The organism is Alphaproteobacteria bacterium, assembly GCA_039980135.1.
Lineage (GTDB): Bacteria > Pseudomonadota > Alphaproteobacteria > UBA6615 > UBA6615 > UBA8079.
Genome location: JBDXCV010000003.1, coordinates 501,448 through 516,188, shown reverse-complemented (window position 1 = coordinate 516,188; position 14,741 = coordinate 501,448). Strand labels below are relative to the sequence as shown.

General features: G+C 62.3%; 15 protein-coding genes. 13 read left to right on the top strand and 2 right to left on the bottom strand.

The window, feature by feature from the left end; translation table 11 throughout:
* Positions 1-8: 8 nt before the first annotated feature.
* From ABJ363_04360 to rfbB, 5 genes are read left to right on the top strand one after another with little or no spacing between them, the layout of a single operon-like run.
* Positions 9-1,124: a DegT/DnrJ/EryC1/StrS family aminotransferase gene (locus ABJ363_04360; GenBank protein ID MEP4378212.1), complete on the top strand. Its 1,116-nt coding sequence runs from the start codon at positions 9-11 to the stop codon at positions 1,122-1,124.
* The gene (locus ABJ363_04355; protein MEP4378211.1) at positions 1,121-2,131 is read left to right on the top strand and encodes a hypothetical protein; all 1,011 of its coding nucleotides are present in this window, start codon (positions 1,121-1,123) and stop codon (positions 2,129-2,131) included. The genes ABJ363_04360 and ABJ363_04355 overlap by 4 nt, the downstream gene beginning before the upstream one ends.
* 13 nt (positions 2,132-2,144) lie before the next feature.
* Positions 2,145-3,512: an MBOAT family O-acyltransferase gene (locus ABJ363_04350; GenBank protein MEP4378210.1), complete on the top strand. Its 1,368-nt coding sequence runs from the start codon at positions 2,145-2,147 to the stop codon at positions 3,510-3,512.
* Positions 3,513-3,537: 25 nt separating this feature from the next.
* Positions 3,538-4,527: a sulfotransferase gene (locus tag ABJ363_04345; protein ID MEP4378209.1), complete on the top strand. Its 990-nt coding sequence runs from the start codon at positions 3,538-3,540 to the stop codon at positions 4,525-4,527.
* Positions 4,505-5,584 carry a dTDP-glucose 4,6-dehydratase gene (gene rfbB, locus ABJ363_04340; protein ID MEP4378208.1) on the top strand — a complete coding sequence of 360 codons (1,080 nt, stop codon included), beginning with the start codon at positions 4,505-4,507 and terminating at the stop codon, positions 5,582-5,584. Before ABJ363_04345 ends, rfbB begins: the two co-directional genes overlap by 23 nt.
* On the opposite strand, the gene rfbC is transcribed toward rfbB, so the two are convergent.
* Together rfbC and ABJ363_04330 are read right to left on the bottom strand one after the other, a co-directional pair.
* A complete protein-coding gene (gene rfbC / locus ABJ363_04335) occupies positions 5,585-6,136 on the bottom strand; it encodes a dTDP-4-dehydrorhamnose 3,5-epimerase (GenBank protein MEP4378207.1) in 552 nt (183 codons plus the stop codon).
* Entirely contained in the window at positions 6,133-7,053 is a 921-nt protein-coding gene (locus ABJ363_04330; GenBank protein MEP4378206.1) for a sugar phosphate nucleotidyltransferase, read from the bottom strand. The genes rfbC and ABJ363_04330 overlap by 4 nt, the downstream gene beginning before the upstream one ends.
* A 127-nt stretch (positions 7,054-7,180) precedes the next feature.
* Here ABJ363_04330 and ABJ363_04325 point away from each other — a divergent pair, with 127 nt between their 5' ends.
* From ABJ363_04325 to ABJ363_04290, 8 genes are read left to right on the top strand one after another with little or no spacing between them, the layout of a single operon-like run.
* Entirely contained in the window at positions 7,181-8,407 is a 1,227-nt protein-coding gene (locus tag ABJ363_04325; GenBank protein ID MEP4378205.1) for a class I SAM-dependent methyltransferase, read from the top strand.
* A gap of 32 nt (positions 8,408-8,439) precedes the next feature.
* A complete protein-coding gene (locus ABJ363_04320) occupies positions 8,440-9,390 on the top strand; it encodes a glycosyltransferase family A protein (GenBank protein ID MEP4378204.1) in 951 nt (316 codons plus the stop codon).
* The gene (locus ABJ363_04315; protein ID MEP4378203.1) at positions 9,387-10,451 is read left to right on the top strand and encodes a sulfotransferase; all 1,065 of its coding nucleotides are present in this window, start codon (positions 9,387-9,389) and stop codon (positions 10,449-10,451) included. The genes ABJ363_04320 and ABJ363_04315 overlap by 4 nt, the downstream gene beginning before the upstream one ends.
* Positions 10,444-11,220, top strand: a complete 777-nt coding sequence (locus tag ABJ363_04310; protein MEP4378202.1) for a methyltransferase, TIGR04325 family — start codon at positions 10,444-10,446, stop codon at positions 11,218-11,220. The genes ABJ363_04315 and ABJ363_04310 overlap by 8 nt, the downstream gene beginning before the upstream one ends.
* The gene (locus ABJ363_04305; protein ID MEP4378201.1) at positions 11,217-12,224 is read left to right on the top strand and encodes an NAD-dependent epimerase/dehydratase family protein; all 1,008 of its coding nucleotides are present in this window, start codon (positions 11,217-11,219) and stop codon (positions 12,222-12,224) included. Before ABJ363_04310 ends, ABJ363_04305 begins: the two co-directional genes overlap by 4 nt.
* Before the next feature lie 13 nt (positions 12,225-12,237).
* A complete protein-coding gene (locus ABJ363_04300; protein ID MEP4378200.1) occupies positions 12,238-12,672 on the top strand; it encodes an FdtA/QdtA family cupin domain-containing protein in 435 nt (144 codons plus the stop codon).
* On the top strand, positions 12,669-13,607 hold the full coding sequence (locus ABJ363_04295) for an SDR family oxidoreductase (protein MEP4378199.1): 939 nt from the start codon (positions 12,669-12,671) through the stop codon (positions 13,605-13,607). The genes ABJ363_04300 and ABJ363_04295 overlap by 4 nt, the downstream gene beginning before the upstream one ends.
* Entirely contained in the window at positions 13,604-14,734 is a 1,131-nt protein-coding gene (locus ABJ363_04290) for a sulfotransferase (protein ID MEP4378198.1), read from the top strand. Before ABJ363_04295 ends, ABJ363_04290 begins: the two co-directional genes overlap by 4 nt.
* The last annotated feature ends 7 nt before the right edge of the window (positions 14,735-14,741 follow it).

The following is a 14,741-nucleotide window of genomic DNA, read 5'->3' as shown; positions in this document are numbered from 1 at the left end:
TTCGATCCATGTCCGACTTTCTTCTGCCCAACCTGCCCAAGGCGCAGTATCTCGCCCATCGCGAGGAGATCGAGACGGCTATCGGCCGGGTTCTCGACCGCGGAATATATGTGCTTGGCCCCGAGGTCGAGGCGTTCGAAACGGCCTTCGCGGACTATTGTGGCACGGCACTTGCCGTCGGCGTCGCGAGCGGTACGGACGCCATCACGCTAGTGTTGCGCGCCCTCGACATCGGACCCGGCGACGAGGTCATCACCGTGTCTCATACGGCGCTCGCCACGATCGCGGCAATCGATGCGAGCGGGGCAACCCCGGTGCTGGTGGATATCGACCCGGGCAATTTCGATATGCGCGCCGACCAGATCTCCGGCGCCATCAGCGATCGTACGAAGGCGATCATCCCCGTGCACCTTTATGGTCATCCGGCACCGATGGACGAGATCGCCGCCGTCGCGGCGGCCCACGGGCTCGTCGTGATCGAAGATTGTGCACAGGCCCATGGCGCCGAGTATGGCGGCAAACGCGTGGGCGGCATCGGGGTCGCAGGCTGCTTCAGCTTCTACCCGACCAAAAATATGGGCGCGATCGGCGATGGGGGGATGATCACCTGCCACGACGCAGCATTGGCGGACCGCCTGCGCGCATTGCGCCAGTATGGCTGGGATGCGACGCGCGTTTCCCATGAACGCGGCGTCAACAGCCGGCTGGACGAAATTCAGGCCGCGATCCTGGCCATCAAACTTGCCCGTTTCGAGGCGGACCTGGCGCGACGCCAGAAGCTGGCAAACGCCTATGACGAGGCGCTCGTCGGGCTCGACCTGGAGACACCCCGGGCCGCGGAGGGATGCCGCCACGCCTGGCACCAGTATGTCATTCGAAGCGATCGGCGCGATGATATCGCGCGCTTCCTCAAGGACCGGGGGATCGGTACCGCGATCCACTACCCGATGCCCGCGCACGAGAATCCGGGCTATGCCCAGCATGTACGTTGCGTCGGAGAACTGCCCGAAACCACGGCGGCGGCGGCCCGCGTTCTGTCCCTGCCCATGTATCCGGAACTGCCCACGGACGTGCCGGCGCGGGTCGGCACCGCGATTGGAAATTTCCTCTCGACCGCGACATGACGCATTTCGACTTCCGCATCTTCACTGCCGCCATCGTTGTGATGCTGGCGCTGCTGGCATATCTGCAGGGTCCGAGCAGCAACGATCCGTTCGTGCCGGAGAACGCGCAACTGCGCGCGCAGCTCGATACGCTACCGATCGAGGACCTCGCCGCCTACAAGCATGCCCATGCTCGCGCGAACGACCCGTTCGACATGGGCCTGTTCGGCAACAGCCGTTCGGTGATGGTCTCACATACGGATCTGGGCCTTCCGACCGATGGCTTCTTCAACTTCTCCCTGCCCGGCGGATCGATGCGCCAGAGCATCGCGCTCCTCGAGGAACTGTCGCGCGACGGCAAGGCGCCCCGCCACGCGGTGATCAGCCTCGACCATCTGGAGCTGCAATATTACGCGCCGCCGGACTACCCGGCCCCGCTCCGGCGGTGGACCCTGGCGGCAAACGACGTCGCATCCGCCTGGTCCGGCAGCGGCAATCCAGTCCTCTCGGCCAAGGTGGTGGCGGATCGCTTCCTTCTGGAGTGGGATCGATTCACGAACCTGTTCAACGCCGCGCGCCTGCGCAACCGGATGGCGGCGCGATACCCCGACGTCATTCGGGCCTCGACGAATGACCGCGCCACACGCACCGACGGCAGCCGGAATGCGCCCTTTGAGGCGGCGGGCGGCGATTTCAGCCTCGCGCCACAGGTGATGGCGGTGGGTGTGCCGCAGATGATCGATCAGGATTTTGCACGTCTCGACGCGCTCGCGCGCAGCGGCATCGCGATCACGATCTACGAGTCGCCGCTGGCGCCCGGCACTCTCGACGGCCGACAGCCGGCCGGAGACGCGCTCGCCCTTCGCCAACAGGTCTCGCAAGCGTGCGACCGTTTCACGCTGACCTGCCACCTCGCACCACCCGCGCTCGGCGGCAGCGCGCAGGCCTGGCCCGATTGCTGTCACGCGCCGGCCCCGGTCCTCGCGGACTATCTGAAGTCGTTCCTCAATCTCCCGGGCAACGGCTGAAGACACTCGCCAGATGATCTTCAACGAATTCCGCTTTGTCTTCTTTCTGGCCGCGGTCGTCGCCTTGTTCTTCGCCCTGCCGCGGAGCGCGCGCGTCTACGTGCTGCTCGGCGCGTCGTGGCTGTTCTACGGCCTGTCCGGCGTCGACCATCTGGCGGTTCTCGTGGGCGGCGTCGTCTGGGTTTACCTGCTGACCCGCAGCGATGAACTGCGCGACCGGCCCTGGCAGCTCGCGCTGGCCATCGCGGGACCGGTCGCGGCGCTGTTCTACTACAAGTATGCGGACTTCGTGATCGGCTCGGTCCTGCCGGCCTCCGCGCAGTCCGAAGAGGTTTTCTCGCTGTTCCAGGACATCGTCCTGCCGGCGGGTATCTCCTTCTTCACCTTCCAGCTCGTCTCCTACGCCGTCGACCGCTACACCGCGCGCATCGCACAACCCGCCCGGCTCCCGGACTTCGCCCTCTACATCAGCTTCTTCCCCCAGCTGGTGGCCGGGCCGATTCTGCGCTTCGATCAGGTCCAGAAGTCGCTCGCCACGCTGAAGGCCTATGTACCGAACCATGCAAGGCTGGCCGAAGCGGCGGGATACATCTGTTTCGGCCTGGCCGCCAAGGTGCTGATCGCCGATACGCTGGATGCCCAGCTGGCACCGCTCGTCGAGAGCCCCGGCGAATTGTCGGGCAGCGCGGCGGTCTATGTGATTCTTGGTTACAGCTTCCAGATCTACTTCGACTTCTACGGCTACTCGATGGTCGCCATCGGGCTGGGCAAGATTTTCGGCTTCGACTTTCCGGCAAACTTCAACCGCCCCTACAGCGCCGCCAACCCGCGTGACTTCTGGCGCCGCTGGCACATCACCCTGTCCTACTGGATTCGCGACTATCTCTACCTGCCGCTGGGTGGCAATCGACACTATCTGCGCAACATCGCCATCGTGTTCGCCATCGCCGGCCTGTGGCACGGTGCCGGCTGGACCTTCATCGTCTGGGGCCTGTACCACGCAGCCCTGGTGATCGGATATCACCTATCGGCGCGCTGGTGGGACCGGCTGCCGATGCGCGCGCAGCAAACGGCCAATTTCACCCTGGTCTCGATCGGCTGGCTCCTGTTCCTGTTCAGCTGGACCGACCTCGCCCATTTCGGCTCGAGCATCGCGAATGCCTTCGGTGGCGCAGGCGGATTGGGTACGACATTGGAGATGTGGCTCGTCGTCGCCATCGCCGCGCTGGTTTGCTTCGGGGTGCGTTTCGAACGGCTCATTCATGCCGACCCGCGTTCGTTGCTGCGTACGGCAAGCTATAGCGCCGGACTCGGTGTGCTTCTCGTCGCGACCTTCTTGTTCATCGACCGCTCGCAGACATTCATCTACTTCCGCTTCTAGCCTCAGAACATCTGACACCTCGACCATGGCATTCGACACCCCCGTCCTCTTCGTCTGCGGCCACCGCAAATGCGGCACCACGATGTTTCTTAATCTGTTCGACGGACATCCGGACCTGTCGGTATACCCCCACGACGCGACGGTCATGTACGCCTATCACCCGCGCTGGCTTGGCGAGGAGTACACCGATGACGATCGCCGGGCGCGGCTCGAACGGATCGTCTGCGAGTTCCTCTCCGACACGTTGCGGACACCGGCAGATGCGGCCGGGTTCGATCTCACGGCCTTCAATGAACGCTTCAAGGCGGGACTGTCGGAAATCGAGCTCCGTGACATCACGGCGGTGGTGCACCACCAGCTCGATACGTTTGCACAAACGGCGGGCAGTGCCGGGCGAGCCTGGAACGTCATCAAGGAAACGAGCATCGAGTTGATGGCCGGGGAGCTGATGGCGGCATTCCCCAACGCGAAGTTCATTCAGCTCCTGCGCGACCCGCGCGACAATTACGGCGCCCTGAAATCCGGCGTGGAAAGCCATTACTCCCGGTTCGGCGAGGATGAGCGCATGACCCTGGCCAGCATCATTCATCGCGCGCGTCTCGGCATGATCTACGCAAATGCGAACACCGCCCGCTTCGGTGCCGACCGTTACATGGTGCTGCGCTTCGAGGATCTGGTATCGGACAGCGAAACCGCACTCGGCAGCATTTGCGATTTCCTCGGCATTCCAGCCGACCCGACCATGCTGGTGCCGACCGTGTTCGGACAACCGACCCGGGGCAACAGCTTCGAGAAAATCGACTTCTCCGCGATCTCCGACCGCAATATCGGCCGCTGGCGCGACCGCATCAGCGAGGAAGAGGCCGCAATCATCGAGTTCCACTTCCACGGTCTGATGGAAGGTTTCGGCTACGCCGGCGCGTTCGACGAGGCCAGTCGGCTCGACGCGGCCAGCGACTTCTACAAATGGGAAAACGACCGGTACCATTATCGTGACAGCTTCGCGAAATCATAACCCCGACGCCCCCCGGGTGATCGTCACCGGCGGCGCCGGTTTCATCGGCTCGGCACTGGTGCGTCATCTGCTCGCCGACACAGACGCGACCGTGGTCAACGTCGACAAGCTGACCTATGCGGCCAACCCGCTGACCGTGGACGGTTTCGCAGACAACGACCGCCATCGGTTCGTCCAGGCGGACATCTGCGACCGGGATGCCATGGCGGCGTTGTTCGCCGATGTCGACCCGGACTACACGGTGCATCTGGCGGCCGAATCCCATGTCGATCGGTCGATCGACGGTCCGGCCGACTTCATCAGCACCAACGTACAGGGCACATATAGTCTGCTCGAAGCTGCTGCGCGCCAGGCCGGCAAGCGGGGAGACCGGCCCGCACCACGTTTCGTCGCCGTCTCAACCGATGAAGTCTACGGGTCGCTCGGCGACGAAGGCCGCTTCGACGAAGACAGCGCCTACCGACCCAATTCCCCCTACGCCGCCACCAAGGCCGCGGCGGATCACTTGGCCCGGGCCTGGCATACGACCTACGGGCTTGAGACCATCGTCACCAACGCGTCCAACAATTACGGGCCCTATCAGTTTCCCGAAAAGCTGATCCCGCGCACGATCCTGCGCGGTCTGCAGGGACAGACCCTCGAGGTCTATGGCGAAGGCACCAATGTGCGCGACTGGATTCATGTCGATGACCACGCGCGCGCGCTCTGGATCGCCGCGAACGATGGCACGCCGGGCCGGACCTACAATATCGGGGCTGCCTGCGAGATGCGGAATATCGATCTGGTCCGCGCGCTCTGCGCCGCCCTCGACGCGGCCCGGCCCGACGGCGCGCCCCACAACCGGTTGATCACTTTCGTCGCGGACCGACCGGGACATGATTTCCGCTACGCCATCGACGCGACCCGTGCACACGAACAACTCGGCTGGCGACCCTCGGTCGATTTCACCCAAGGCCTGCGACAGACTGTCGACTGGTATCTGGAAAACCAGAATTGGTGGGAACCGATCCTGGGATCCAGCTATGACGGCGGCCGGCTCGGCCTGGCCGGGACCTGATCAGGCGTGGGGCAGACGCTCTTCGGGAATGTCCCGCAGGCGCGGATGCGCCGCATCCTTCGCGGTCACGAGCGGTGCGTCCAGCGGCCAGTCGATCGCCAGATCGGGATCGTTCCAGGCCACGCCGGCCTCGTCGCCGTACACATAGATATCGGAACATTTGTAGTGGATATCAGCACCGTCACCGAGCACACAGAAGCCATGGGCCACACCCGGCGGCAGCCAGATCTGACGCGGGCCGTCCATATTCAGCTCGGTGGTGAAGACCGTGCCGAAACTCGGCGAGCTGCGCCGCAGGTCGAGCCCCACATCGAAGATCGCGCCCGAAAGAATCGTCACCAAATGCCCCTGCGGACGGGTGATCTGGTAGTGGAGCCCGCGCAACACCCCGGGGCCGGAGCGCGAGTGATTGTCCTGCGGGAACGAAGCTTCGATACCGGCATCGGCAAACCGGCTGTCCCGGTAGGTCTCCAGGAAAAAGCCGCGTTCGTCGCCGAATACATCCGGCTCGAGAATGAGCGCGCCGGCGATCGTGGTTTCGTGCAGCTTCATCCCTCTGTCGCCTCGCGGCGAACATCCTCGAGCACGCCCCGATAGGCGCAATCAGGCAACCCATCAACGATATGACTGAACCGATCCAGATCGATATAGCCCAATCGGAACGCCACCTCTTCGGGGAAGGCGATGCCGATGGACTGCCGTCGCTGGACAATTTCGATGTATGCGCTGGCCGCAAACAAGGCGTCGGTCGTGCCGACATCGAACCAGACCGAGCCGCGGCCAAGTTCCTCGTAATGCAGCCGGCCGGCCTCCATGAACACGCGGTTCAGGTCCGTGATCTCCAGTTCGCCGCGGGCCGAGGGCGTCAGCGCGCGCGCCATTTCGACGGCTTCCGCGCAGTAGAAATAAAGTCCTGTAATCGCCCTGTTGGATGTCGGGTTGGCGGGTTTCTCAGCAATCTGGACCGGTTGACCCGCGGCATCGACGGTCAGGACGCCATAATCCTGCGGGTTCGAGACGCTGTAGGTCAGAACACCCGCGCCATTCCTGGCGTGCATCGCGCTCGCAGCCAGCATTTCGGGCAGGCCGTGTCCGTAGTAGATATTGTCACCCAGCACGAGCGAGAACGGCTCCCCGGCGATAAACGCCTCGCCGATCAACAGCGCCTCGGCGATGCCGTTGGCACCGTCCTGGGTCGCATATTCGATGTTGAGACCCCACTGGGAACCGTTGCCGAAGAAGCGCCGGAACTCCGGAATGGCATCCGCGTTGCTGATGATCAGGAAGTCGCGAATGCCGACGAACATCAACGTCGTCAGCGGGTAATAGATCATCGGCTTGTCGAAGACAGGCAACAGATGTTTGTTGATCGCCCAGGTCATCGGGGTCAGACGCGACCCGGTGCCGCCGGCCAGAATAATCGCGCGCCGGCAGGGCGTATCCGGCGCATTGTAAACAGCGAACGCCAATATTCCGCTCCTTCAAGATGCGCGCGGACGCGCAAGGGTTTCGGCGAGCATATCGCCTCGCCCACGCCAAGCAAGCCCCGCGCGCCATACCTCACCCACACACCCTCACGACAGAGCCCTCAAGAGCATGACTGACCGTTGCCGCGTCTGCGACGCGCCCATTTCCGCCTTCATGAGTTTCGGCCAGCAGCCGATCGCGAACGGCTTTCACAGCCCCGACGAGAAAGGGGACGAGTATTTCTACGAACTCGCCCCGGCATTCTGCGATTCCTGCGGCACGTTGCAGATCATCGATCAGCCGCCGGCCGAGGCGATGTTCCACGACCAGTATGCGTTCTTCACGCGCACCTCGCGGCGCATGGTCGCCCATTTCGGCGAATACGCCGCCTGGGTTGCAGAAAACTTCGTCAGCGGCGCGGACCCGTTCGTGGTCGAGATCGGCAGCAACGACGGCGCGATGCTGGAGAACTTCGCCAAGACCGGCACCCGTCATCTCGGCATCGAGCCATCGGACAACACCGCCGCGGAGGCACGCCGCCACGGGGTCGAGACGCTGTGCGCCTTCCTCAATCCGGAGACCGCGAAGAACGTCGTCGAGACCCATGGCAATGCCGACGCGGTCATCGCCGCCAACGTCATCTGTCATATCCCCGACGTTCAGGCCGTGGCCCAGGCCATCGACATCCTGCTCAAGGAGGATGGTGTCTTCGTCTTCGAGGAGCCGTATCTGGGCGACATGATCGAGAACACCTCCTACGACCAGCTCTACGACGAGCATGTCTTCATCTTCTCCCTGCGTTCGGTTGCATCCTGGTTCAAACCCTTCGGCATGGAGCTGATCGACGCGCTGCCCCAGGGCACCCATGGCGGTTCGATGCGCTACGTTATCGGGCGGGCGGGCGCGCGCACGGTGTCACCCCGCGTGGCCGAACTGACGGCCCACGAGACCGCACTCGGGCTCGACAAGCCCGAAACCTTCGATGCCTTCCGTGCCGCTTGCGAGAAATCCCGCGACGATCTGGTCAAGTTGCTTCGCGACCTGAACGCCGAAGGCAAACGCGTTGTCGGCTACGGCGCGACATCGAAGAGCACGACCGTCATGAATTATTGTGGCATCGGCCCCGACGATATCGCCTTCATCTCCGACACCACACCTATCAAACAGGGCAAGCTCACGCCGGGGACGAATATCCCGGTCCGGCCCTACGCTGATTTCGCGGCGGACTACCCCGACTATGCCGTGCTGTTCGCCTGGAACCATAAAGCCGAAATCTTCGCCAACGAAACCGACTATGTCGCGGCGGGCGGCCAGTGGATCACCTTCGTACCGCGGGTCGAGGTCATCACCGAATGACGACTTCCGGGCATCCGGATACAGCGCCACTCGTGACGTTCGCTGTCCTCACCTACAATGCAGAGGCAACGCTTGAACGCACACTTGAATCGCTGTTGGCGCAAACCCACGCGAACCTTGAAATCCTGATCCAGGATGACGGTTCGTCAGATGGGACGCGTGACATTGCGGCGCGTTATGCAGCATCGGACCCCCGCGTGAGAAACATGAACACGCCGCATAATCTTGGTGGTTGGGGGAACTACGCGCTCGCGACCGAGCGGGCCAGCGGTCAGTTCATCACCTGGTGCTGTCCCGGCGACACCTATGCTTCCGGCTTCACCGGCGCGCTTGTTCAGCGGTTGCAGGACACCCCATCTGCGGTTGCGGCTGCCAGTCCCCCTGTCTTTCATGACTGGGATGCCGGCGAGGATGTCTACACAGCCGATTTCACCGGCGCGAGGAACCCAGAAAACTTCAGTGGACTACGCTTGGCAAAACGAATTTTGATCAAGGAACGCGGCCGCAACAAAAGTCGGGCACCGTATGGAAACTTCATTCACGGGCTTATCGATCGTGACAAGCTACTGGGTGTATTTTCTGCCCTCAAGGATACCGGCCCGATCCTGAATGATCGCATTCTGAGCTGCCATCTTGCCCTCGCGGGCCCGTTCGTCGTCACGCAGGAATCACTGTTTCAACGAGAGTATCACCGGCAACCAGCGCATCTGCGGAACCCCAACGAAGCGAATTTGCAAATCAGCTCCGGCAAGCTCTTCTCTTTCTACGTCCAGGCGGCCCGGCAGATTCTCCTGTCCTTCGTCAGATCACCGATCCTGAACACCCGCCAAAAATGGATGGTGGCGCCCTTGCTGGCGAGCTATCTGGGGACGGAAGCAGGCAGCGCTGTTTTCCGAAACATCGTCCCCGCAATGCGCCGTTTGTTGCCCGAGTCCGCCTATCGCGTGTTGCGGGATTTCTATCAGCGGAGCCCAACAAAGTGACCCCTCGCTGGGCAGTACATATCGGCGTCGAGAAGTCGGGCACAACAACGCTTCAAAGAAGTCTGTTCCCCGCGCACCCTGAGATTGATTTTGTCGGCAAGCCTTTCGAGGCCGGTCCCTGGCCGGATACCGCCGAAAGCGCGCAGGCCGCGAACGAATTCGCCGAAGCCGTACTTAATATCTGGACACAGGATTCCCTGACCTTCGATGCCGCGCATGAACGCGCCCGTGCATTATCGGCTCTCGAAACCTGTCAGCTAGATTTCGGCAAGCTATCTGTTCTCGCCGAAGAAGCCCTGTCGACGGCGCGCGCGGTAGACAGGGCCCTCGTTGCAGACCGGCTGAAAGACGTGCTGGGCGACGCCAAAATTCTGATCACCATCCGCAGCCAGCCCGACGCAATCTTGTCCCTCTACGAGCATCTTTCCCGAAAGGGCACGCTTGCCGATTCCTTCGACACTTGGGTCGGCAAGCGGCTTCAGTCGGCAAGGATGGGCGATTTCGTGAGTTCGGCCGACATCCAGACCTACCGGTATGACCAACTTGTCGATCTGTACGCCGACAAGTTCGGGCGCGAGAACGTCGGCGTGTTCCTGTTCGAAGATCTCCGCGACACACCGGATATCTTTGCGCGCGACGTTGCGACGTTCCTCGAAGTCGATGCCGATGAAGCCGTCACCGCACTCGGCACGGAGTGGCACAACAAGCGGAAAACGGACATGTACTACTCGGTGCGCGGGGCCGAGAATCGCTACGCCCGTATCCGCGAACGGTTCTTCCCCTGGTTTTCGCTATCGCGGCAAGCACCTGCGCTCTGGCGCCTGAAGGAAAGAATAAGGGCGCGGGCCGTCGATCGCACCACCACCAAGGCCAGCAATCGCAAGCGCCCGTCCCCGGAGATCATGCGACAAATCGAAGAGTATTTTCGCCCGCATAACGCACGCCTCGAATCGATGATTAGGCGCGAGCTTCCCGCGTCAGGCTATGGGAAGTCGACCCCACCGCTGGCGGGGAACCCAGAAGCAGAACCCATCAATGTTGGCGGCGCGCAGAATGTCTGACCGTCCGGAATTCATCTGGGAAGGTGTCTACGAAAGTTTCGCTGCAGCCGGCGGAGACGAAGGCGTTTTCGAATCCGAAACATGGCTGTCGCGCTCGCACGCACGCGCCGTAGAGATCGCCTCCGGCGTTCCCGATTCCAACCACAATGGCAAGAGCTGTGACATCACGGACCATTATTGTCTGCCCGAATTTGCGGCGACCGTCGCGCGCCTGACTGGTGTGTGCCGAATTCTCGATTTCGGTGGCGCCGCCGGCTTCAGTTTCAACGAGGTCGCCACCGGCCTGAGCGCATCCGACAAGCTCGATTTCCTCGTTGTCGAGAATGCAAATCTGTGCGCGATCGGTGAAGACGTTTACGCGCATGACGATCGCATTCGGTTCAATACGGATTTGCCTGTCGAAAGTTCGCCATTCGATATCGTTCACGTCGGCAGCGCATTGCAGTACATCGATGACTGGAAGAGCCTGTTGGGCGCTCTCGCAGGTTACCGCGCACCTCTTCTGATTCTCGACGACGTCATGGCCGGACCGCAGCCGACTTATGTAACGTTGCAAAACTACTACGGGCAGAAAATCCCAAGCTGGTTCTGGAACGCCGACGAGTTTCTCGCGGCCGTTTCGCAGACCGGCTACCGCCTGATCAAGCGCTCCCTCTATCGCGGGCGATTCTTTGGGGAGCGCCAGCCGCTGCCGATGGGGAACTTCCCGGACCGCATGCAGGTCCAACACACGTCGCATTTCGTTTTCGTGGCCGATACCCAAAAATGACTGTCGAGCCGGACCCGCGCTTCGAAGGCCAGAACGTCGTGATCACCGGGGCGGGTGGATTCCTCGGCTCACAACTGGGTCGCAGCCTTTCCCTGTCGGCCGGTCAGTTGGTGCGCGTTGCCCGCAACCCGCTGCCGCCGATGCCGGATGCCGCGACGGATGTCGACGACATACAGGGTGACATTCGGGACCCGAACCTATGGCAGCGCGTGTTCGACAGGCAGGTCGACGTCGTGTTCCATCTCGCCGGTCAAACCGATTTGCGGCACTCACTCGCGGACCCGATGGAAGACCTCGATATCAACACGATGGCGACATTGCGCTTGCTCGAAGGTGCAAGAAGGTCAGGACAGTGTCCGGCTGTCGTCTTCGCAAGCACCGCGACAACAGCCGGAGTCTCGCACACCACGCCCGTCGATGAGTCGGGGCGCGAACGGCCGCTTTCGATTTACGATGCCAATAAACTTCAGTCCGAAAACTATCTGCGCATTTTTGCAACGGAGGGCTACATATCCGGTGCGTCGCTGCGGCTAACGAATGTGTTCGGCGCCGGGCATACACGTACGGGAACAAACCGCGGTATCCTCGACAGGGTTCTGGACAGAGCCCTCAAGGGTGAAACCGTGAGAATATTCGAACCGGGAAACTGGCTGCGTGACTATGTGTTCGTCGATGACGTGATCGCGGCATTCCAGGCAGCCGGATCAGAGAGCAGTAACTTGAAGGGTGATTCCTACTTGGTCGGGTCGGGGGTCGGCACGCCGCTCGCGGATGCATTCCAGCTTGTTTCAAACATTGCACAGGAGGCTACCGGCGTTGAGGTTCCGATCATGTTCGTTGAGCCGCCCGAGCCGCTCCACCCTGTCGAAGAGCGAAACTTCATCGCCAATACCGATGCTTTGCACCGTGACACCGGCTGGTCATGCAAATGGTCCCTCGAAGACGGCTTGCGAGAGACCCTGCGGCGGCGGAAGGAACAGGGCAACATCGGGTTGGAATCCTGAACCGGATACTGTCATGAGCAAGATAGAAACAGCCCTTTCCGAAGTCCGGGAGATCGAGTTCCCCGAGCATGTAAACCCGTCGGGCGAACTCATCGTTCTGGAGAAGGCCGGTGGCCTGCCGTTCGATGTCCAGCGTTCCTTTATCGTCAAAGGCCGCCCGAATGCCGTTCGGGGGACACATGCGCACAAATTGTGCAGTCAGTTGATGATTTGTGTGTCCGGGGCCATCGATGTGGTGTGTGACGACGGGGCCGCGCAAGCTGACTACACGCTCCGCAATCCGAAGGACGGATTGCTGGTCCCGCCGGGCATCTGGAGCCAGCAGACCTATCTCGAAGACGACACGATCCTCCTCGTGCTGTGCGACCGCCCGTATGAGGAAGACGACTATATTCGTGACCGCGACGCCTATCTGCGCTTCCGCGGCATTTCGGAGACCTCTTCATGAAGTTCGTCGTCACCGGCGCCCTTGGACATATCGGCTCGCGTCTCGTGCGCGCCCTGCCGGATCACTTCCCGGGCTGCAGCATCGATCTCGTCGACAATCTGATGACCCAGCGCTATCCCGCGCTATTCGATCTCGGCGACGAGGCCAGCTATCGCTTCCGCGAGATCGACATCACGCGCGACCCGCTGGAGCCGGTCGTCGAGGGTGCGGATTGCGTCGTTCATCTGGCCGCAATCACCGACGCGGCGTCCAGCTTCGGCCGCGCTGACGAGCTCGAAGCCGTCAACTATATCGGCACGGAAAAAGTCGCCCGCGCCTGCGCCAGTATGAGGACGCCCCTGATCTCGCTGTCGTCGACAAGCGTATACGGATCGCAGAAGGCGGTGGTCGACGAGACCGCAGGCATGGAAGATCTGAACCCGCAGAGCCCCTATGCCGACTGCAAGCTCAAGGAAGAACGCCTGCTGGCCGAGCTGGGCGAGAGCGACGACCTCGCCTTCTTCATGGCGCGTTTCGGCACGATCTTCGGCGTGTCGCCCGGCATGCGCTTCCACACCGCGGTCAACAAATTCTGCTGGCAGGCGGCGATGGGGGAGCCACTCACCGTGTGGAGCACCGCCTACGAGCAAAAGCGCCCTTATCTGGACCTCGAGGATGCGGTCGCCGCACTCGCACATGTCATCCGGGGCAAGATCTTCGACAAGCGCATCTATAACGTCCTGACCCTGAACGCGCGGGTGCGCGACATCGTCGATGCCATCCGCATCCATGTGCCCGATCTCGACGTGACGTTCGTCGACGCGGAGATCATGAACCAGCTCTCCTATGAAGTCTCCGATGCGCGGTTCCGCGAGACCGGGTTTACGCCGACCGGCGACCTGCAGCGCGGCGTGCGCGAGACCATCGCCTTGCTGACCCCGGGATCCGCCGCATGAGCCCGTCCATTTTGTCTCTGATCGACCGGCCGGCGTTCGCGCCGGTCAGGTCCGTATTGCGCCGGGTCGTGCCCCATGGCCTGCGCCACAACATCCATGCCGACGCGCTGGCGCGCGCACAGCAGCAGACGGACCAGGAAGCCCTTGCCGGCGACCGGGCCAATCTCGACGACATCGCCCGTCAGTGCGTACAGGAGACCATCCCGGTCGCCGCGCCGCTGATCATGATCTCCCAGGTCCAGCGTTCCGGCGGCACCCTTTTGAGCCAGCTCTTCGACGGCCACAGCGCCATCCTGTCCCATCCCCAGGAACTGAAGATCGGCTACCCGGAGAAGTTCAACTGGCCGCCGATCAACGTCCACGCGTCGGCCGATGACCTGTTCGCCATGCTGTTCGAGCGGACCAATATTTCGCTGGTGGAGCAGGGCTACACCAAGGGCAAGCGTGAGCCGCGCCGGTTCCGGTTCTTCCTGCCGCCGGTGGTGCAGAAGCAGGTGTTCGCGGCTATTCTCGCGAACAACCCTCCGGCGACCGAGCGCGATGTGCTCGACGCCTATTTCGGCTCCTACTTCAACGCCTGGCTCAACTATCGCGGCCGCGTGGAAGACGCCCGCTATATCAGCGCGTTCGTGCCCCGCATGCTCGAGGACGCCGCCAACATGGCGTCATTCTTTGCGGCCTACCCCGACGGCTATCTGATCTCGGTCCTGCGCGACCCCGTATCCTGGTTCGCCTCGGCCCAGCGCCACAACTCGAAGCGCCACATGTTCGCCGACGTCGAAAGCGCCATGGATTACTGGCGGGCCAGCGCCCGGGCGATGGTGCGGAACCGTGCAAACCATGGTGACCGCGCGCTGATCGTGTCCTTCGAACAGCTCGCCGCCGCGCCAGCGGACACCATGCGCGCCCTGAGCGCGCGGATCGGCATCGACTTCGAACCGGCCCTCGAACAACCCACCTTCAACGGCGATTCGATCGTCGCGAATTCGAGCTTCGACGATGCCGACACCGGCGTCGTCGACGCGGTCGTCGATCGCACATCCCATGTATCCGACAGCGACCGTCACTATATCGAGGACAACGCCATGGACGACCACAACGCCGCCAAGGCACTTCTGGAATTCTAACCGCAAA